Origin of the sequence: Flavobacterium sp. LS1P28 (assembly GCF_003970335.1) — a bacterium.
Taxonomy (GTDB): Bacteria; Bacteroidota; Bacteroidia; order Flavobacteriales; family Flavobacteriaceae; genus Flavobacterium.
Map to the genome: position 1 here is coordinate 14,546 of NZ_RYDI01000022.1, position 22,040 is coordinate 36,585.

Annotated in this window: 16 protein-coding genes and 1 pseudogene; 14 read left to right on the forward strand and 3 right to left on the reverse strand. The window is 36.0% G+C overall.

The genetic code is table 11. The annotated features are described in order from the left end of the window. Nucleotides 1-20 precede the first annotated feature (20 nt). From EKL97_RS13790 to EKL97_RS13840, 12 genes and pseudogenes are all read left to right on the forward strand, one after another. Nucleotides 21-947 (forward strand): NAD-dependent epimerase/dehydratase family protein, encoded by a 927-nt coding sequence (locus EKL97_RS13790; RefSeq protein WP_126455259.1) that lies wholly within the window; start codon nucleotides 21-23, stop codon nucleotides 945-947. 21 nt (nucleotides 948-968) lie between these two features. Next, a complete protein-coding gene (locus EKL97_RS13795) occupies nucleotides 969-2,294 on the forward strand; it encodes a sugar MFS transporter (RefSeq protein ID WP_126455261.1) in 1,326 nt (441 codons plus the stop codon). Nucleotides 2,295-2,366: 72 nt separating this feature from the next. Then, a complete protein-coding gene (locus EKL97_RS15915; protein ID WP_233588603.1) occupies nucleotides 2,367-2,513 on the forward strand; it encodes a hypothetical protein in 147 nt (48 codons plus the stop codon). After that, nucleotides 2,473-2,658: a Gfo/Idh/MocA family oxidoreductase gene (locus EKL97_RS15920; protein WP_233588601.1), complete on the forward strand. Its 186-nt coding sequence runs from the start codon at nucleotides 2,473-2,475 to the stop codon at nucleotides 2,656-2,658. Before EKL97_RS15915 ends, EKL97_RS15920 begins: the two co-directional genes overlap by 41 nt. A gap of 285 nt (nucleotides 2,659-2,943) precedes the next feature. Beyond that, a complete protein-coding gene (gene nagB, locus EKL97_RS13805; RefSeq protein WP_126455263.1) occupies nucleotides 2,944-4,872 on the forward strand; it encodes a glucosamine-6-phosphate deaminase in 1,929 nt (642 codons plus the stop codon). A 12-nt stretch (nucleotides 4,873-4,884) separates the two neighbouring features. Beyond that, nucleotides 4,885-5,055, forward strand: a pseudogene (locus EKL97_RS13810) (phosphoglucosamine mutase); the annotation flags it as partial. A 120-nt stretch (nucleotides 5,056-5,175) separates the two neighbouring features. Beyond that, nucleotides 5,176-5,496, forward strand: coding sequence for a hypothetical protein (locus EKL97_RS13815; protein WP_126569095.1), 321 nt, complete (start codon nucleotides 5,176-5,178; stop codon nucleotides 5,494-5,496). 145 nt (nucleotides 5,497-5,641) lie between these two features. Then, entirely contained in the window at nucleotides 5,642-6,598 is a 957-nt protein-coding gene (locus EKL97_RS13820) for an aldo/keto reductase (protein WP_126515712.1), read from the forward strand. 683 nt (nucleotides 6,599-7,281) lie between these two features. Beyond that, entirely contained in the window at nucleotides 7,282-8,025 is a 744-nt protein-coding gene (locus tag EKL97_RS13825; RefSeq protein ID WP_126569096.1) for a rhamnogalacturonan acetylesterase, read from the forward strand. Nucleotides 8,026-9,189: 1,164 nt separating this feature from the next. Next, nucleotides 9,190-10,086 (forward strand): helix-turn-helix domain-containing protein, encoded by an 897-nt coding sequence (locus EKL97_RS13830; protein WP_126569097.1) that lies wholly within the window; start codon nucleotides 9,190-9,192, stop codon nucleotides 10,084-10,086. Between the two features lie 113 nt (nucleotides 10,087-10,199). Then, nucleotides 10,200-11,672 (forward strand): MauE/DoxX family redox-associated membrane protein, encoded by a 1,473-nt coding sequence (locus tag EKL97_RS13835; RefSeq protein WP_126569098.1) that lies wholly within the window; start codon nucleotides 10,200-10,202, stop codon nucleotides 11,670-11,672. 86 nt (nucleotides 11,673-11,758) lie between these two features. After that, nucleotides 11,759-12,022 (forward strand): DUF6520 family protein, encoded by a 264-nt coding sequence (locus EKL97_RS13840; RefSeq protein ID WP_255416351.1) that lies wholly within the window; start codon nucleotides 11,759-11,761, stop codon nucleotides 12,020-12,022. Between the two features lie 57 nt (nucleotides 12,023-12,079). Here the strand turns inward: EKL97_RS13840 and EKL97_RS13845 are convergent, their stop codons facing one another. The 3 genes from EKL97_RS13845 to EKL97_RS13855 all read right to left on the reverse strand — a co-directional run bounded on the left by EKL97_RS13845 (nucleotide 12,080) and on the right by EKL97_RS13855 (nucleotide 19,175). Beyond that, nucleotides 12,080-14,557, reverse strand: a complete 2,478-nt coding sequence (locus EKL97_RS13845; RefSeq protein ID WP_158614938.1) for a prolyl oligopeptidase family serine peptidase — start codon at nucleotides 14,555-14,557, stop codon at nucleotides 12,080-12,082. Nucleotides 14,558-14,696: 139 nt separating this feature from the next. Then, nucleotides 14,697-16,109 carry a RagB/SusD family nutrient uptake outer membrane protein gene (locus tag EKL97_RS13850; protein ID WP_126569100.1) on the reverse strand — a complete coding sequence of 471 codons (1,413 nt, stop codon included), beginning with the start codon at nucleotides 16,107-16,109 and terminating at the stop codon, nucleotides 14,697-14,699. An 18-nt stretch (nucleotides 16,110-16,127) separates the two neighbouring features. Beyond that, the gene (locus EKL97_RS13855) at nucleotides 16,128-19,175 is read right to left on the reverse strand and encodes a SusC/RagA family TonB-linked outer membrane protein (RefSeq protein ID WP_126569101.1); all 3,048 of its coding nucleotides are present in this window, start codon (nucleotides 19,173-19,175) and stop codon (nucleotides 16,128-16,130) included. Between the two features lie 1,096 nt (nucleotides 19,176-20,271). Here EKL97_RS13855 and EKL97_RS13860 point away from each other — a divergent pair. After that, on the forward strand, nucleotides 20,272-20,499 hold the full coding sequence (locus EKL97_RS13860) for a helix-turn-helix domain-containing protein (protein ID WP_126515719.1): 228 nt from the start codon (nucleotides 20,272-20,274) through the stop codon (nucleotides 20,497-20,499). A 499-nt stretch (nucleotides 20,500-20,998) separates the two neighbouring features. Further along, a complete protein-coding gene (locus EKL97_RS13865) occupies nucleotides 20,999-22,012 on the forward strand; it encodes a hypothetical protein (RefSeq protein ID WP_126569102.1) in 1,014 nt (337 codons plus the stop codon). Nucleotides 22,013-22,040 lie beyond the last annotated feature (28 nt).

Here is a 22,040-nt window from a genome sequence, read left to right on the forward strand (position 1 = left end):
ACTCCTAATATTTAAAAAAAATGAAGAAGTATATAATAACAGGTGGCGCAGGATTTATAGGAAGTCACATTGCTGAATATTTATCCGCTAAAGGACATCATGTAATTGTTTTGGACAGTTTAAGAACGGGATTCGAAAAAAATATTAATGGGCTGAATGTTCAATTTGAAAAAGGAGATATCAGGGATAAAAATCTTGTGGAAGAACTAGTGCAAGGTGCTAATGGTATATTTCACTTAGCGGCTTTGGTAAGCGTCCCGGAATCCCTTTTAAATATAAACGAATGTATTGAAATCAATACATTGGGGACAATAAATATTTTGGAGGCCGCAAAGAAGAATGTAAATTGCAAAGTAGTACTTTCTTCATCTGCGGCTAATTATGGAGACAATCCCATATTGCCTAAAATAGAAACAATGACTCCGGAACCGATGACTCCGTATGCTGTTACAAAATTAGATGGTGAGTTTTATCTGAAAATGTATCAAGATCAATGGGGTCTTCCTACTGCTTCATTACGTTATTTCAATGTTTTTGGTCCTAGACAAAATTTAAAATCAGCCTATGCAGCAGCGGTACCAATTTTCATAAATAATGCACTTCAAAACAAACCGATAACCATTTTTGGAGATGGCTTACAAACTAGAGATTTTATTTATGTAAAAGATGTGGTAAGAGCAAATATTTTGGCATCTCAAAAAGGGAATGAAACCTATAATGTGGCTCTAGGCCATAACACGTCAATATTAGAATTAGCGGAAAAAATCATTGAAATAACCAACTCCAAATCAAAAATAAAATTTCTGGATGAAAGATCAGGAGATATTAAACATTCAAAAGCAAATCCTTCAAAATTCACTCAACTAGGATTTAAACCACAGTATTCTATAGATCATGCCTTGAAAGAGACTATTGAATTTTACCATAAAGCATCGTTAATTAACTAATAGAATTAAAAATTCACAGATATGAGTAATAGTATTAAATCAAAAAACAATTTAGTCCCAATACTAATTATAGCAGGCTTATTTTTCATATTTGGTTTTGTTACCTGGATTAATGGTGCACTAATTCCATTTATGAAAACTATCAATGAATTAACCGATGCTCAATCCTATTTGGTAGCATCGGCATCCTATATTTCATTTGTAGTAATGGCTTTACCAGCTTCATATATTTTGAATAAGATAGGTTACAAAAAAGGAATGTCTTTAGGATTAATAATAATGGCGATTGGCGCTTTAGTATTTATTCCAGCGGCTGAGGCAAGAACTTACTGGGTGTTTTTAACAGGTATTTTTATTCAAGGTGTCGGGATGACTTTATTACAAACAGCTGCGAACCCGTATATTACAATTTTGGGACCTATCGATAGTGGTGCCAAACGTATTGCCATTATGGGAATAGCCAATAAAACAGCCGGTGCAATAGGATCTTTGATTTTTGGCACATTATTATTATCAGGAATAGATGAAGTCAAACAAAAATTAGGAAGCGCGTCGATTGAAGAAAAAGCAGTGTTATTAGATACTATGGCAGACAGTGTTTTTATGCCTTACTTAATAATGGCTACAGTATTATTAATTTTAGGATTATTAATTAGAAAAGCACCTCTGCCTCACGTTGAAGCAGCTGAAGTGAATGAGATAAAAGAAGGATCTGAAACAAAAAAAAGTATCTTTCAGTTTCCTCATTTATGGTTGGGTGTTTTAACATTATTTGTCTATATAGGGGCAGAAGTTATAGCTGGAGATACTATAATAGCCTATGGTATTTCGTTAGGTTTCCCAGCTGCAGACGCCAAGTTCTTTACAACTTTAACCTTATTAGCAATGGTGTGTACCTATGCTCTAGGAGTTTTTTTAATACCCAAGTATTTAAAACAAGGAACTGCACTTATAATTAGTGCTGCATTAGGCCTCATTTTCAGTGTTTGTATATTATTAACCACCGGCTTTACGTCTATTTTATTTGTGGCATCATTAGGCATTGCCAATGCACTGGTTTGGCCAGCAATATGGCCTTTAACTTTAGATGGATTAGGAAAATTCACTAAGACAGCGTCAGCCTTATTAATTATGGCGATTTCAGGTGGAGCAATTATTCCACCATTATATGGTAGAATGGTTGATGCCAATAAACAAGAGCTTATTGCTAAAGGAATAAATGAATCAGATGCTTTGGCAACAGCAGCAACAAGTAGTTATTGGATTTTAATTCCCTGTTATTCCATTATTCTATTTTTTGCTATCTGGGGGCATAATTATAAAAGCTGGTCAAGAAATAATAAATAAAAAAACATTTTGATGAGGCAATATATTTTGAATAAATATTGAGAATATTAGGATAACAGTTTGTCAATATGTTTGAGAAAAAAGTATAAATGGGGGATTATTGGATGCGGAAATGTAACAGAACTTAGAAGCGGTCCTGCCTATCAAAAAGTGGAAGGTTTTGAGTTACAATGCAGTCATGCAGCGCAATATTTCAAAAGCCGAAGATTATGCAATTAAGTACAGTGTTCTTAAGTTTTATGGAGATGTGGATGATTTAATAAATGATCCTGAAGTCGACTCCTTATGTATAGCAACTCCGCCAGATTCTCATTGCTATTATGCTCTAAAAGTTGTTGCATCAGGCAAAATTTGTTGTATTTAGAAAACAATGAAATCAACGTATGAAGAATATTTACTTGTAAATAATGTCTTTGAAGAAATGAAAACACCATTATTTGTTACTTATTATAGACGATCACTCCCTAGAATTAAGTTGGAACAAGGTTCATTTAAAGAAAGCTTGATAATAAAACAACCTGAAAACATTAAATTTTTTCATGTTCAAAATATAAAAAATCATTTAGTCAAGAATTCTATACATCCTGAGTGTTAGATAATATTTTGGGAAATATCAATAAAATTAAAAATAAATTATAAAAATTAAGCCATGTTAAATAGTAATATTGATAAAGCCACAGGTTTCGAAAAGCGGTTTGAGAATATAGGAACCGTAGTTTATGAAAATTCAGTAGCTGCCTCTAAAGCTGTAGCTAAAGAAATATCAGATTTGATAAAAGTTAAACAAGCCCAAAAACAGCCTTGTATATTGGGGTTGGCCACAGGTTCTTCCCCGAAAGGATTGTATTCAGAACTAGTGCGCTTACACAAAGAAGAAGGATTAAGTTTTAAAAATGTAGTGTCATTCAATTTAGATGAATATTATCCTATGGAGCGAGATTCCATAAATAGCTATGTGCGATTTATGAAAGAATTGTTATTTAATCAAGTTGATATTTTACCGGAAAACATCCATGTTCCGGATGGAACATTGTCAAAAGAAGAAATAGCGAATTATTGTGCCACATATGAAGCCAAAATTGAAGCTCTTGGAGGAATAGATTTACAAATTTTAGGAATTGGAGGAAACGGTCATATAGGATTTAATGAATCAGGATCTTTACAAAATTCTAAAACACGATTAGTAGCTTTAGATCATATTACAAGAGTAGCTGCAAGCAGTGACTTTTCTGGCTTAGATCATACTCCTAGAACAGCTATTACATTGGGAGTTAAAAAGATTATGGAAGCAAATAGAGTGATTCTTATGGCTTGGGGAGAAGGAAAAGCGAATATTATAAAAGCATCGGTAGAAGGTACAGTTACAAATTTAGTACCGGCTTCATTTTTGCAAGAACATACAAATGCCACCTTTGTTTTAGATAGGAAAGCCTCCTCAAAATTAACCCGAATTAATACGCCTTGGTTAGTCGAAAAAATAGTATGGACAGATAAACTTATAAGGAAAGCGACATTGGGTTTAGCCCTTCATTTGAAAAAACCTATTTTAATGCTTACAGATGCTGATTATATAGAAAATGGCATGAGTGATTTATTAGCCGATTCAGGACCAGCTTACGACATTAATATAAAAATGTTCAACAAGCTTCAAAATACTATAACAGGATGGCCAGGAGGCAAACCCAATGCCGATGACAGCAAACGACCAGAACGTGCAGAGCCTGCCAAAAAGCGTGTTCTTATTTTTAGTCCACATCCAGATGATGATATTATTAGTATGGGTGGCACATTCAAGAGATTGCATGAACAAGGACATGAAGTACATATTGGTTATCAAACCTCCGGTAATATAGCAGTAGCTGATGATGAAGCGCTACGATTTGCAAGCTTTGTTTGTGATTATAATGATAAGTTCGGTATCAAAAGCCCTGAGGCAGAAAATATTTATAAAAAAGCAATAACATTCCTAAAGAACAAAAAAGCGAGTGAGGTTGATATCGCCGAAGTAAGATACATCAAAGGTTTAATTCGAAAAGGTGAGGCACGATCAACCAGTTTTTATGTTGGTATTCCAGAAGAGCAGATTCATTTCATGGAACTTCCGTTTTATGAAACAGGAACTATTGAGAAAAACCCAATAGGAGAATCAGATATTCAAATCACGATGGATCTCATCGAGAAAATTAAACCACATCAAATTTATGCAGCAGGTGATTTGGCAGACCCACACGGAACCCATAAAGTATGTTTAGATGCTATTTTTGAAGCTATAAAACGTTTAAAACCTAAAAAGTACATGAATGATTGTTGGGTTTGGTTATACAGAGGGGCTTGGCAAGAATGGGGAATTGACGAGATCGAAATGGCTGTACCGATGGGGCCAGACCAAGTGTTGGAAAAACGAAAAGGGATATTTAAGCATCAATCCCAAAAAGATGGTGTCGTGTTTCAAGGAGCAGACAGCAGAGAGTTTTGGCAAAGAGCCGAGGATAGAAATAAAGAAACTGCCAATTTGTATGATGAATTAGGATTGTCCCATTATGCAGCAATGGAAGCATTTGTTAGATGGGAATTTTAAGTAAATGATAAAATGACATCAATAAAATCGATTTCAGGAATTACAGGAACTATTGGAGGCATAGTTAATGATAATTTGACTCCAATAAATGCTATAAAATTTGCAGCAGCGTATGGTATCTAGTTAAAGCAGCAAAATATTAAAAAAAAAATTTCACTAATTATTGGAAGAGATGCCAGAATTTGTGAAGATACGATTAGTACAGAACCTATTATTCGAATTTATACCGAAAGTATTTCCGAAGATGAGGCAGACGAACTGGCAATAAAATTTATCAACGAAATTAAAAAATGTATTTAAAAAATGAATATTTCTTTTGAGGCACCATTTCATACTTTTACCAGATATACAAAGGTAGAAAAAACTGAATTTTATGATCAATTTATCAATTGGTTAAAAGGGGAATTCGATCTGTATTTAATGGAAGAAACGGATGGCTTGAGAGTATATTATCCAAATGGAATTTTTACCGTTAAGCTTGTTTCGAAAAGAGAAAATGATTTTTCTATAGAAATAAAAATTAAAAGCAAAAATTTAAAAGCGGCTAATCAAATCAGTAAAAAAATTGAAACTATTCATAGTCATCTAAAAACAGTACTAAATAAAACAATTTATGATAAATAATAAAATGAATCAAGCCTTTTTAGGTTTCGTTCTAGCATGGTGAATTTTGTAACTTTTCAAAATAAATAAGTGAATTTATTATTCAAATTTGATTCAAAGAAACAATAAATTTGTCTCTTAATTATAAACTATTTTAGATAAAAATATGGATTACAACAGATGCGGAAAAAGTGGTTTATTATTACCGCAAATATCTTTAGGATTATGGCATAATTTTGGGTCGGTAGATAGTTTCGAAAATGCAGAAGGCATTGCTAAGGCTGCTTTTGATAAAGGAATTACACATTTTGATTTAGCCAATAATTACGGTCCGGATCCGGGCTCTGCTGAGATTACTTTTGGTAAAATTTTAAAGAAGAATTTTCATGGAAATCTTCGTGACGAAATTGTAGTTTCGACCAAAGCCGGTTATACTATGTGGAAGGGTCCTTATGGCGATTGGGGTTCCCGTAAGTATTTATTGTCCAGTTTGAATCAGAGTTTGAAGCGGATGAATTTGGAGTATGTAGATGTTTTCTATTCTCATCGTTATGATCCTGAAACACCATTGGAAGAAACCATGATGGCTTTGGATTATGCTGTTCGAAGCGGAAAAGCTATGTATGCTGGGATATCTAATTATAATCCGGAACAGACCAGAGACGCTGTCGATATTCTAAAGCAATTGGGAACACCTTGTCTGATTCATCAAGTCAAATATTCAATGTTTGAGCGAAATCCGGAAATCGGATTATTAAACATTCTGGAAGAAAAAGGAGTTGGTTGTATTGCTTTTTCACCTTTAGCCCAAGGACTTTTAACTGATAAATATATAAAAGGGATTCCGAAAAACTCTCGTGCCTCTAATCCTAATGGTCATTTAAAAACTGAAGAAGTTTCGGAGGAAAAAATTTTGAAAATTATTCAATTGACTTTAATTGCGCAAAAAAGAAACCAATCTTTAGCACAAATGGCTTTGGCTTGGTTGTTAAAAGATAATCGTATTACCTCAGTATTAATTGGAGCTAGTTCAATTGCACAACTCAATTACAATATTGACAGTCTGCAGAATCTTACTTTCTCCAAAGATGAATTAGATGAGATTGATACGATTTTACAATAGTAAAAAAAGAGCAAATATTAAACAGACCATCAAAAAACATCAGCTATTTTGACTTAAAGTCGATTTTTGATCTGTTTATGACTGAGTGATATCGCTAGAATTTTTCGAGACAATACCGTGGACAAGCCCTGAAATTTGGTAGAGATGACTAATGACGTAGCACTTCAGCAACTCCTTTTGGAAATATCGTAATAAGAAATTACCAGTTCAAAAGACTGCATGCGATTGTAATAGGAAGTGAAATGATGGCCGGAGTTCGAAATATGTATGTTGATTACTGTAAAGCGAGTGGATATTTAAAAAGAGATAATTTAAATTAAAACAAATAGAGATCGAGCGCGCTATTTTAAATATATATTTTTGTCCAATATTTCTTTTAGGACATGGAAGACTGCATTTACATCACTGCCAATAACATGGAGTAGAAAGCGGATTATTTCCGTCTAAATTCGGATATTTCTTTAATATCAGTTGCACTGAAGTCACCAACACGGGAATTGTAATAGAAGGATACCCCGATAAAAAGTAGAAAACGTTAATTTGAACCGTTTTATAATACAATGAGCTAAAAACGGATTGAGCCTTACTACTACTAAAAATGTAACTTTTAATGAAGTTGTAATTGGTGAGAGAGGTACAATTCTTACTGCTGCAAAGTAATATATTAAAAAAAAATAATTTTTATGAAACCTATTATTGTTTTGACGTTGTTAATTTCCTTAAACAGACTGTCTCAAAAAACTACAATTTATACTATTGGTGATTCTACGATGGCTGATAAAATAAAACCGGAAGAAAACCCAGAAACCGGTTGGGGACAGGTATTGCGTCTGTTTTTTAATTCGAATGTAATTATAAAGAATCGAGCGGTAAATGGCGGAAGTACACGCAGTTTTATTGATGAGAAAAAATGGGAAGCAGTTTTTAAGGTTTTAAAACCGGGAGATTATGTTTTTATACAATTTGGGCATAATGATGAAAAATTAACCGATTTTACTCGGTATACAAATCCACATACAACGTATCGACATAACATCATTCGGCTTGTAAATGAAAGCAGGGAAAAAGGGGCAATTCCAATTTTGTTTTCATCAATTGCCAGAAGAAATTTTAATGAAAATGGAGTATTAGTCGGAACGCATGGTGATTATCCGTTTGAAACTCGTTTGGTAGCCCTAGAGTACAATGTGCCTTTTGTGGATTTAGAATATTATTCAGAATTACTTGAAACCTCTTATGGTCCCGAAAAATCGAAAGCGCTACATTTGCATTTTAAACCCGGTGAGAATTCCTATTATCCAGAGGGAAAGTCTGATGACACACATTTAAGTAGAAAAGGAGCTTTGGCTATAGCCCGTTTGGTTGTTGATCAAATTAAGCTAATGAATAATCCTTTCTTTAAAAAATTAAAAAAACAATTACTGTAAAATGAACAGTTAAATAAGGAAGATCTTCGTTTCTAATACTATTAAGTAAGTCGAAAGTTTAAAAGTCGTAAAGTCAAAAGAATTAACTTTAAGTAAAACAGCTTTAAATCAGATTTTTACATGATTTTATCCTGATTTTAAAATACGACATTATACCATGGTTATTACTTATGTCCCATAAAAACCTTTTTGTAAGGTTAAATATTTAACAATGATATCTCAGGTGTAAGCGATCTTCTCCGCTGTCTTCAACATAGAAAAAAACTTATTAGCTGTCAGCTATTTTTCGCAGGTTTTTGGCTTCTGGAGCTGGAGGGGATTTTGACAATCGCTACAGTCAACGAGGCGTGCAATAGGCGGTGAAGCAAGTCGCCAAAGCAGCAGGTGTTAAAAAATTTCTTAAATTTAAAAAAACATCCACTTCTATTATTTCACATGAGACTAATGAATTTAAGAATAATTTTGATTTTTCATCTTCTACTTTAAACTTGAACCCGTTATTTTCAGTCTTAATTCTAAGTAATTAAAGAGGGAGCATTTTAGTTTCTTTGATTAATTCTTCAGAATTTTCTAAATTAAAATACTGATACAAACTTATATCTAGATATTCATAATCTTCCTCAGATTGTAAAAAATCAATTAGTAATTCAAAACGTTTTATTGTTGAAAGAATCAATTTTGCTAACTCAATATCGCTTTCGCAAATGCTCTTAAATCAGAAGTTGAAAAGGATGTTGTTATTACTATTTTTACAATTTTATCAATATCAAAAAAACAAAAAATATACACAAATAAAGACACCTCATCAGCATCTTTCTTATCCCTCCCCCCTCTTAATTATAACCTGTTCTTAAACTCAAAAACCTTCTATATCTCGTAAATACCTAATAAACAAACTACAATAATTCCTATCATTCCATACCTCAACTATAGAACGCATCGAGAATTACTCTTTGATTATGAAATTAAAAATCATTTCGTCAATCACTTCTCACTATTCCCTGTCATCCTGAGCTTGTCGAAGGACACCACTCACTTTTCTCTAAAAAACACCTATTCAATTCCCGAATTGCACACTATACTTCTTGATTTAGAGAATTGTATTATATAATTTTGTCTCCACTTCCCCACTCCATTCCGACAAATCTTCACTAATACAACACAATGGATACGCAACAAAACCAACAACGGATTAAGGTGATTTACCAAATGCTTTTTGAAATGGCAACCGGCAACCTCTCATTCAGAATTATCAAAACAGACCAAAACGACGAAGTTGATAAACTCTCTGAAATGCTTAACACTCTTGCTGGACAGATGCATGATATTATACTCCGATCAGGTTCTGTTAACCCGCATTACAGTTATCAAAACTTAGTACAAACTACATTTATTTTAGACGATAACTTTATTATCCGCAATTTTAATACACACGCTCTACAAGCACTATACTACGAATCCGAAGAATTATTTCAAGTTGACTTTGGAAAGCTTATTGCGCCACAGTCCTTCAGTATTTGGAATAAAAAAAAGATAGAAGCCTCACTTGATGATAATTACCACAGCACCGTTCCGCTAATTTTTATAACGGGTAATAATAAATTACTTCCAACTTTTTGCACCATATCACGGCTACACTACAGTGACAAAATAATCGTAAACTCAATTACTACCATCTTGCAAGAACTGTCGTCAGACGCAACGTTTGTAATAAAAACAAATCCAAAAAAACAATCCGAAGCTGTGGTAATGCAAAGTATTTATGATTACATCTTAAATCACTTGGAAGAGCCCCTTCCTACCCTAAAAAAATTGGCTGCTATGTTTGCGTCTGAAGAGCACAAGCTAAAGATAGGTTTCCGTAAGTATTTCAATACTAGCGTCTACAATTTTTATCATTTGGAACGCCTTAAGAAATCCCATCTACTCATTCAGAAGACTGAAATCCCTTTGAAGGAAATTGCCTTTATATGTGGTTTTAGCGCCTACTTAAACTTTTATAAGGCTTTCAAAAAGCATTATGGCTATGCTCCTAGCGACCTCAACCGTCCATCTGAGTAAAGAGAACCCTGTTTTTATGGAAGTTTCCTTTTAGTATAACGAAAAGCCTGATTTGCATAACATTACAAATTTAAATGATAGAATTTTACATAACCAAATAAACGGATAGTGATATGAAATATACGGCGAACATAAAAAATGGTATTGTAATTTTTGTAAGCTACAGCTATGCTTTTCTTTTTACTTATGCGGCAATCAGTAAAATCATCGATTTTGAAAATTTCCGAATTCAACTAGGACAGTCCCCTTTGCTAAGTTCTTTTGCGGCTTTGATTGTCTGGACAATACCCGCTGCTGAATTATTAATTTCAGTTTTGCTTTTTTTCAAGAAATATAGATTAAAAGCGTTGTTAGCTGCATATAGTCTCATGGTAATGTTCACCACTTACATTTACATTATACTCAACTACTCCTCTTACATCCCCTGTTCATGTGGAGGAATACTTGAAAAACTGGGATGGACTGAACACCTTATATTCAATTTGTTTTTTATAATAATCGCAGGGGTATCCATAATATTACTTTCAAAAACAAAAGTGATGTATGCTACTATAGCTGCGACAACAATTTTAAGCATTTGTAGTATAGGACTACTGTATGTTATTTCAGATGATATATCTCGGCACCGTAATAGTTTTATACGGCAGTTTTTTCAGTCCGCTTCTTTAACCAATCAAACACCTCTTACTTATAATTCCTATTATATAGCAGGAGAGGATAATGGCACTATATATTTAGGCAATACAACTAATCCTTTAAAAATAGTTAGTATTGACAATACACTTAAAATCAACACGATAAAACGAATTACTTTAACAGATACGTCACTACTATTTCGTTCAGTAAGCGTAAGAATTAATGCATCATATTTTTATGTTATAGACGGAACGGTTCCTTGTGTTTTTCGAGGAAATATTGCAGATTGGAAAGCTTCGCTCCTATGGAAAAGCAACACTTACTTTTCACATCCGCAAATCGTTGATTCTACTACAATCGCATTCAGATCACAAACCAATACTGGAAAAAGCACAGTTGGCATCCTTAATTTTAAGACTAATGTGGTTAAATACGGGAACAACATACTGCAACAACAAATAGACGGCAATTTTGACAGCGATGGATCACTACATTATGACCAAAAAACAAAGCAATTCATATTCCTATACCGATATCGGAACCAATATACAGTTGCCGATCGCATGATGAAAGTCAAGTACCGCGGAAATACCATTGATACTATCTCAAAGGCACAAATTTCAATAGCCGAAGTGAAAAGCCGGGGCGAGAAAAAAATGTCAAAACCACCGCTGATTGTCAATAAAGGAAGTGCTGTAGATAATGGCCTTCTCTTTGTAAATGCCGGCCTTATTGGCCGGTATGAACCCGAATCAATGTGGAATGAGGCAAGTATTATTGATGTGTATAGTCTAAAGAAGCGATCATACATTTCTAGTTTTTACATTTATAATGTGGATGGCTCCAAGCTCAGAAGTTTTATAGTACGAGATAACAAATTGTATGGTATGATCGGGAGTAATATTGTCAGTTACAAGATTAGTGATAAAATTATTTCTCAAGCGAAATAGCAAACGTAAATAATGCGTGCCGGACGCCAGGGGAAGACCGAAAACCTGTAAAAAAGAGTAGGTCGCTAATTTTAATTTTATTTATTATGAAAACAAATTTTTTAAAATTAATTATGCCCGTAGCAGTTGTATTACTTGCCACCGGCTCTGCTTTGTCAACAAGTGCAATGAATAAAAAAGCGGTTACCGAACCGGTACAAGGCTATGTTCATGTGTTGACGGAAGATGACTGTGATGAATCCATCATGTGTTCTAACATCGAAGGTGATCTTTGTACTACAGGATCAGAACAGGTTTTTGGAAAAAATCTTGCAAACAAATGTACCGTACGTCTGTTTAAAAACCAGTAATCGGTCTTTTTAGAGAAAGGCAATGCAGTCCATGATGGACTGCATTGTTTTTTATTTTCATCTGGGTGTAAAATCAGGTTCCATCCAGTCAACAACAGAATTATTTTTTAAGTGATAATCGAACCATTCCCCTATTTTGGCATTCAAATCCTTCTTGTTGGCGGCATTCATTAGTACATGTCCTTCGTTGGGATAAACAAGCATGATATGTTTTTTCCCTAATCTTCTCAGTGAATTGTAAAACTCGATTCCCTGAAATACACTTACCTGCCTGTCTTCTCCCCCAGCCCATGACAGCAAAGGCGTTGCAATATCGTTGGCATGTAGTATGGGTGAATTTCCTATATATTTATCCGGAATTTCATGCAGCGAACCTCCCATGTTGTATGGAAAACTTTCCAGACGCCACATATTAGACATAACACTATCTGGATTATAGTACAAATAGCTGCTCACCAAATCACTTATGCCTGCTCCCGAAACGGCTGCCGCAAATAAATTGGTTTGTGTAATGATATAGTTCGTCTCATAACCTCCAAACGAATGACCTATCAACCCAAGACGGTCGCTGTCGATTGCTTTTTCTTTTAGAGCTGCTTTGACCGCTGAACTAACACATTCAACTGCCGACATCCCCACTTTTCCTTTTTCATAAACAATATCAGCTAACAAAACGAAATAACCACGCGCAGTATAATCTGTGATATTAAAGCCTCTGTTACTGGCTGTGGAAGGATTATGATACTGGTGGTATTTGTGCGATTGCTTCTGGTAAATATGCACAATCATGGGATATTTCTTTGTAGCGTCGTATCCGACAGGATAATACAGTATTCCCTGTAACTGCTGTCCATCGGGCGCATTATAGGATATCAATTTTTCGCTTCCCCATCGAAAATGTTTTTGCTGAAGATTACTTTCAAACAAGGAAACCGATTTTGTATGACCCACTTTCTTATAATATAAAGTGGGAGAGCAATCATAGCTTTCTATAGTATAGGAGTATCCCTTCGCTCCTGCAGCCTTTACCAATTGCCCCACCCGAAAAGCACCACCGTCTAAAAGCCGGATTCCTTTGGCTTGAGTGTATTCATAAAATGCCGTCGCACCGCTCACCAAATGACGTGAGCTGAGAACCCAACCGGTGTTACTATCAAATCTTCCTGCCGTATATCCATTTTGATACAATTTTATGGACTGCTCATCTGCAGTTTCCACCACACGAAACACGGTTCCGCTTTCCCTACCGTTAGTGAGCCGAATAGCCTTTCCGTCGGGATCAAGTTTCCAAATATCGTATTGGTCGTAAACAAACATACTAGAATCCTTGTCTTCCCATCCCGGATGTCCAAAGGGTTCACCTGTAGCAGTATCGTAACACAAAACGCCCAGATTGCCACTTAAGTTGATATGTTTCTTTGTAAACAGATTATAGGTCCACCAATCACCATCCCTGAAATAACCAATATATTTTCCGTCAGGGGATGCCAAAAGCTGACCATTGGCTCCCGATTGTGCCTTCAGCAACAATTCTTTTGTATTGGTCTCCAAATCTGTGATATAAAAATCCCTAACAGCATTCTCCCGAAATTGAGGCTCTTCTTCCAATGGGTTGTTAGTGACGGCGAACCGTCCATTGCCCGCCAATAGCAATTGCGATTGCTCTTTGTTAGTAAGCTGTAAAAACCTTCCCTTCTTCGGGAACCAGACCGCTACCCTATCCACATAATCATTACCACCTGTCATTTCCCTCGTAGGATATAGCATGGTATCAGCGGAATTCCATACCTGTGCTAGTGGAGTACTTTTCTGAATATCCTTCATTTGCAGGTTAAAGAAGATACATTTTCCCTCAGATGCAATCCGTAACGAACGCAACAATTTGCTATTGATCTGCATTGATCGTGGAAAGCCTGCTATCTTTTCCGGTTCAAGAGTAAAAAGTTCACGGCTATCGATACTATAAAACTGGATCTGAGGGTCTCTTCCCTCTGAAACAGAAATCCATGCGGTCGATAATGATTTTTTGTGCCAAACAAGAGCAGAAAAAACAGACGAAGCACTTTGACTAATTAGGGTACTGATCGGTTTATCTTCTAAATTCAGAAGAACTACTGAATTCATATTTTCTTCTTTCGTGGTATAAAACAAGCTATTTCCTGACGGAGAAAGTTCCCATTGCATAACCCTGTCAATAGTTTTAACCCATTCACCATTGGGTTTGAGTATTTCTAAATACTTATGTTTTCTTTCATCATAGCGTTCCAGAATCAAATACTTTTGATTGGCAGTAAACGTATAAGTGGACACTCCCACAAAAGATTGTATCCTACCATTTAGGAGATAAATCAACTTAAAGTTTTTTTCTATATCAAGGCACGCAAAAACCTGTTCTCCATTAAACTGACCCTTTTTTGCTTTAGAAAATCCGAAACGCTTTCGCGTGCTTGTATTGGCCACAAAAAGTGTATCGGAACCGTTTTCATAACGCATGTAAAAACTGACCCAATCCCCTTTATCCGAAAGTTTATCCACTGACAGTGTACCCCAAAGCGGATAATCTTCTGCACGCAGTATTTGCTTTTGTTTAGCCTGCCCCGTTACGAGGCAGCTAGCGAAACAAAAAAAATAAACTGCTAGGCGGCAGAAATCTAAAATAACACCCCGCCACATATTAGTAACCGGGATTTTGAGGCAAAAGATTGGGGTTAACCAATAATTCGGTTTCAGGTAATGGCAACAGACTGTCTGTAGCCTCCCATCCGCGTTTTACCACTGATAATACTGCATTGACTGTCCCATAGCGTTTAAGATCAAAGAAGCGGTGGCCATATTCAGTAAACAGTTCTACCCTTCGTTCGCGTAATACCGCATCGATAATCGCTACATCTGTTGCCGCAGTAGTATTACCAAGACCAGCGGCAGTCCGAATTACGTTTAAATCTTCTCTTGCTCCACTCAACTCTCCTTGTCTTGCTCGGGCTTCAGCACGTATCAAATACTGCTCACTAAGGCGTAACACAATAGAATACTCAACCGAAGTACCCGAATTACCCTTAGTTTTATACTTGTCAGCATGGTACCAAGTACTACTGGTTTTAGTTACGGCCTTCGTCCAGCTACTTTTGCGCAAATCCCCCGCTTCAAATGCTGACATCAGCGAAGGCGCCAGTGCCACCAAAGGTGGCGGCCCTGCAGTAAAAATAAATGTCGTCGCTTCGTCAGTATTCTGGCCAGCCACACTCGGCATAAATTGCCAGATGGTTGTCGTGGACTGTTTTTTAAAAGTTGCCGCGAGATTGACTACTGGTCGGTACAAATCAGTATGATTCAATACTGCCGAAGCCTCGTTTGCCGCTTCCGCCCAATTACCATTATACAAATATACTCTTGCTAAAAGTGCTTTGGCAGCAAAACGATTCGGGCGAACACGATCAGCGCTGATATAGGCTTCCGGAAGTAAAGTAGAGGCTTCTTCAAGGTCGGCAATAAGTTTTGGATATAAATCCATAACGGACATCTTTGCCGCCTTACTGTTTATCCTATAATCGGTACTGGTAATATAAGGTGTAGCTCCATAAAGCTGTACTAAATATAAATGTACCAATGACCTCACAAACAGCGCTTCACCGCGAAGCTGATTCCTATCAGTTTGTAAGAGAGCAGTAGATTTCTGTATACCCTCAAGTACTGCATTGGCACCATAAATTTGGCTATAGCTGTTATTCCATAATGTTGAAACATCCCCAAAAGAAGGCAATAATGCATTGCCATAAAAAAAGGAAATCCCCTTGGTATCATCACCAAAATAATCCAGCTCGTCTGCATAAGCACCAATCGCAACAGACACTCCCGAAGAAGTTCCGCTGAAGATACCCGTTTTGCGCATCTTGGCATATACTTCTACCATGGCAGCGTTAGCACTCATTTTATCCTCAAAAACCGCTGAGGCTGTCAATTGTGTAGGAGGTAAATCTACCGTTACATAATCATCACAGCTGCTAAAAGTTAAAAATGTTAGAGCACAAACAAAACTTCTGGAGAAGGCCTTTTGAGAGCCTGCCTCTATATAATTCCATAAATTCATAATAGTAGTTATTAAAGGTTAAAAAGTAAGTTGCACACCCGCACTCAGCATACGTAACGGTGGAAGAAATCCCGTGGTTTTAAACTCGGGATCGGTTCCGGTATAAGGCGTAAAAGTCAATAGGTTCTGACCTTCTACATACAAACGACATTGCAGTTGTCCGGTCCATTTTTGTGGCAGATCGTAGGAAAGTGAGACGTTTTTTAACCTGATGTAAGACGCATCAGTAACCACGCCGTCACTCGCTTGGAAATTATTGAAGGCTTTACCGGCATTAGAATTAGAATTGGTAGTGTACATCTGATAGGGTGTTACATCCCCAACCTGTTGCCAGCGATCTGTGACTGATACCGGTTGGTTTGATAATAATCCCGGACGGGCAAAAATATAATCGGTACTGTAATTTTGCTGTTTTACAAATTGAAAAAGGAAATCCAGCCTGAATCGCTGATAGCGCAACTGATTTTGCAAGCCTCCGTAAAACGATGGATTGAAGTCGACTATGGTTTTCTTATCTTTCTCAGCCGTCAACACTCCATCACCGTTTACATCTTCAAAAGTATAAGCTCCTGTCTCAGGATTGATACCCGTATAGTGATACAACAATTTTATATTGATTGGCTCTCCTATTACGAACTGATTTCTATAAGTAGAAGCGGCAAGGTTAGGGAACGATACCAATTTATTTTTCATAAATGAAATATTGAAATCGGTTGTCCAAGAGAAATCCTTCTTTTGTAAATTGACAGTGCGCAAACTCAATTCTGTACCGGAATTGACAACAGTTGCATCAAGATTGGCTTGTATAGAAGTAAACCCTGTGGTACCCGGCAGTGGGACGCCCACCAACTGATTCGATGAGCGATTATCATACCATGCCCAAGTGAGGAAAATACGATCTTTGAGAAAACCTGTTTCTAGTGCAATTTCCAGTTTTCTATTGGTCTCCCAGCCAAAATCAGGATTAAACAACCGTGTGGGTTGAATACCCGTGATACCTTGATACCCGTTTGAAGTAGTGCTGTACGTATCCAAAAACTGATAGTCGCCTATTTGATCACTACCCGTTGTTCCATAACTGGCTCTTAGTTTTCCAAAACTTAGGATACTGTTATTGGCAAGAAAGGCTTCTCGAGAAAACAGCCATGCAGTTCCTATAGCGCCAAAAGTAGCAAACTGTTTTCCGGGACCAAAACGGCTTGAACCATCTCGACGGCCAGTTAAGTTCACAATATAACGGTCTTTATAGGTGTAGTTTGCCCTTGCAAAGAAGGCCTGATATTTGTATTGTGACGCATCATCCGCCACTACATAGATGGCACTTGCTGCCGCAAGGGTATTCAATAGGCTGTTGCTTGTAAAACCATCTGCAAATAATATCAACTGGTTACCTTCCTGCTGTTGGAACGTTCCTCCTACCAATACAGAAACCTTGGAATCATTCCATTGCCTGTTGAAATCCAATTGTGGCTCGATACTGTAGGACTGTCGATTGTTGGTATTACGATACAGTGAAGAGTAACTGCTGCCAAAGCCCAAGGATGGGTTGTAAAGCGTAGAGGGATTAGTTCTTCGCTCGTTGTGACGCAAATCAGTAAAACCAAAAGCAGTGCGAAACTCCAATCCTTCCACAATACGGTAGGACAACTGTGAATTAGCAATCAAACTTTGTGATTTCGCCAGATAAGAGGCATACAATAATCGCAGTGGGTTATTCCAGCTCCCCTTTTCCCAGTTCAATTTTCCTTCTGCGTCATACAAGGCTGGCGCATTGGGTGCAAGAATGCGGGAATCACGTGTCAAATCTGTTGCTGGTAGGTCATTTCCCTGCATAGTATATCCTACTGAAAAATTAGCACGAAAACGTTCGTCTTCTGAGGCATGACTAAAGTTCCCTCGAACACTTGTCCTGTTAAAATTAAAATCTCCGGGAAACACCGTAGTTTCTTTATGGTAGTTTGCCCCAAGATAAAACTGATTACGCTGGCTTCCTCCTGTTACACTGGTTTGTACATCGGTCAACTCAGAAGTGCCACCGGTGAGTTCCCGCTGCCAATCGGTATAACGCGTTGGGCTCCAAGTTCCATTGACATCGTAAGCACTTGTAGGGAATGTTGTGATACCGTCATTGGCAAAAGCCTCCTTTCGCATTTCCAAATATTGTTGTGTATTCATCAAATCCATAAAACGGGTAACAGTTCCAGTTCCACGGGACACATTGGTGGTGTATTGTGTTTTTCCCTGCTTTCCTTTTTTAGTAGTAATCAGCACAACACCATTGGCACCACGCGAACCATAAATGGCTGTAGCATCTGCATCTTTTAGAATTTCGATACTTTCTATCTCGGTTGGGCTGATAATGCTGAGTGGACTTGCTGATCGTGGTAGTACACCTGTGGTATTGCTGTTCCCGATGACTTCCGAAGCAAACGGCACACCATCTACAATGTATAATGGTTCGTTTCCCCCAGCACGCAGACTGTTCTGTCCTCGTATCTGGATATCAAAACCGCCTCCCGCAACGCCTGTTGTCTGGGTTACGTTCACGCCTGCCATCCTACCCTGCATGGCAGCAAGCATATTATTTATAGGTTGTTTCTCGATAGCTGCAGCGGAAATTTTCGCAATGCTTCCAGTACGTTCGCTTTCTTTAACACTGTAATAACCCGCATTAATTTTCACTTCCTGCAGTTGGGTCGCATCTTCTTGTAATTGTATGTTGATTGTTTTTCGTCCGTTTATAGACTCTGTAATGGTTAAAAATCCCATAAAACTAAAGACTACTATATCGTCTGCTGATGCAGTTAGCATATAGTTCCCGTTAAAATCAGAGATAGTTCCAGCTGTAGCTTTTCCTTTTATAGAAATAGTCACTCCGGCTAAAGGGTTTGTCCCATCAGTGATAGTACCACTGACTTGCACTTGCTGTTGAGGTATGATTTTTTTTGTTACCGTCGCAAAAGCGGAAGGGTTGATTGTTGCGGCATGGGCAGGAAAATCGCATAAGCAAATTCCTAAAATCAAAGGAATCGCCAGCCATCCCTTGTAAAATGAAAATATATTCATAATTTTGGTTTAGTTAAATGAAACGTTAGTTTTGTTAGCATTGGTCCTCTATGCAGTTGTCCAGACGGTTGGAGGGCCTTTTTTGTCATTGCGAGAAGTTGCGAGGCACGATGCAAAGCACTCGAGCGAAGCGTTGCCTCTGTCATTGCGAGGCACGATGCAATCTCAATATTATTATTCTATCATAGGCACACTTTTTAATTAGATTTATATTCTAGGTTCTTGTCTCTATATTCTACGTTCTAAATTCTTTAACCCAATTCAAAATTTAAAATAATTAATAACCTCTATTCACCTGACGATGTGAATTTTAACATCAGTTCAGTTCACGCTATTATAACCATAAAACCACATGAACATCGTTGCTATAAAAAGTAAAATGATTCCAATTAGTATTTGTTTGTAGTATTTCATGGTAAAAATTTAGGTGGTATAAATCCAGTTGTATTGTTAGAGTAATTTGCTGTAAGAATTATATACAGGAAGATTGATTTTTTGCATTATTGCCATCACTCTTCATCACAATTCAAAATTTAAAATAAAAATGACTTCTTTATTATTGTCTTTTGCTTCTCACAATTCACAATTATAAAAAAAGAACCTGCACTGAAACACTAACTCAAAATAAAGAAACAGCACAGGCATTAAATAAATAGTATTTTTTTTTATTTCATAGTTATGGTTTTTTTAGCGGTTAAAACTGCTGCGAGACTATGAAAAAGGATGAAGCGGTGCTGAGAATGAAGTTGAGTATTGCCAAAATAGTTGCCAAAAAAATGGCATGGAACTCAGCTTATATCGCTCCAAGGTACTGGTATACCCGCACACGAATAAGTGAGCCCACGCCATGAGACGTGAGCATCTTACTTATCATCTCGCGTGCTAAAAGTACCAGTTTTTGGAACGAGATTCTAAGCGAATGCTTCAAATATTTTTATATGAAGAATCGCAAAATTATTTATTTAAATGCTCAATGCAAATATTATCTAATAATAATTTCAATATTAAACAAATATAACAAAAAAAAGTTATTTGTTATAAGTTCTTATAACATTTTTTAAAAAAAATATAACGCCTTTTGTTTAAAAGCTAAAAAATGGACAAACATAAGGAAGAGAAGTTAAAAAAATTCGGTTTGCATATCAAGAAACTTCGCACTGACTTAAATTTGAGTCAAGATAATGTTGCCTTAAATAGTGATAAACTTATTAAAGCCACAATAAGTGATATTGAAAATGGCAAAAGAAATTTATCTTTTACAACACTTTTAGATTTAGCAAAAGGACTTGGAAAACACCCAAGAGAATTATTAGATTTTGATTAAGATAACTAACATTTTAAAGAGTTAAAAAAGGATGCTATTATGCATTTTTTTTTAACTCTTTAAATTCTCCCAAATTGCATATTGAATTTCCAGAATTGCATAGCATTCTAAAATACAAAATCATTTATTGCATTCTTTTAATTTAAGAATACAGCAAATGAAGTGGTATGAAATTATAGGGTTAATTGTGATATGGGTTTTAGGTCTTTATGTGACAGGGAAGTTTTATAAGTATTTGAGGGATAAGCATTATAATGGTAGCTGGAGAACTAGAAGAAAGAAATGAAAAAAAATGGGGTGTCTTTCTTTATTTACATTTTATTTTTTCGCTGATAATGTGGAAAACCGTAAAGGATAATAGAAATGGTTTTGTATGTTTGGTACAGCCGGTAAAAAACCGTTTTATGGCGCAAAGTCAACCTAATTCGGGTAGATTGTAGCCATTTTGCGGCTGGTATAAACAAGTTAGGCATAATTATTAACAACTATAACTCAAAACATGAAATGTCCTTTATGTACAATTAGAGAAGCCGACAAAAAAAACACTCATTATTTTACTGATAAAATCATACGAAGTTGTTTAAATCTTGACGGTGGAAATGAAAGAGAAACTGGATTTTATTTCGATCTGTCTAACGATACAGCATTTGTCGAATTCAATTTTCAGCGTGAAACATCAATTCCTAAACTAGAAGAAACTTTAGGACGTTTAGCAACAGAAAAAGAAATAGAACAAGCAAAGAAAATTCCTTTTTCTGTTGACTACGTGTTTTGCACTAATTGCGAAGCAATTTTTACAGAAATTGAAGATGCATTTATAAATCGCATTCTACCAAAATTAAGAGATGCTGGAATTAGTGAATTAGAGGAACTTGATTTTGAGTACATAAAAATTATTAGATTGTTCTTTTATATTCAAATCTGGCGAACAGCAGTTTGTGAAAAAGCTTACAAACTATCTCCAGAAACATTTGAAAAATTGCGGTTAATCATAATAAATAATGCAACCATTACTGACCAAGAAATTAAGAATTTTCCTTTAGGTATAACATATTTGGAAACTCTTGGAGGCGAAAAAGAATACACATCTAACTTTGTTGGATTTACAAATGACAGGAAGCCAAATCTTGTAATACTAAATGATTTTGTAATTCAATTTTATGAATCAAATGAAGATGTAAAATTCTTTGATTTCTATAATTTAAACAATCATGAGTTTGAAAAATTTACAAATTTTAATGAAGATAAATTCAAAATAAGAATTTTGCATGACGCTGAAAGAAAAGCTTTTCTAAAAGAAATGGTTAGAGAAGAAAAAGTAAAACAGACATTATCATTTTATAGAAGTAGATTTAGCGAATTTTGGTTTAACCTTTTTGGTGTTGATCCGCCTTCGCCAATTACTGAACAATACATTTACTTTATTTGTAATCAAGAAGACGATCTTTTAAGTCATACAAGAGAAAATATTATTAAGTTAACTCAAGAGTTTCTGATTCGAAAATTACAATAATTACGGCTAACAGCTAAAGTTTCGTTGC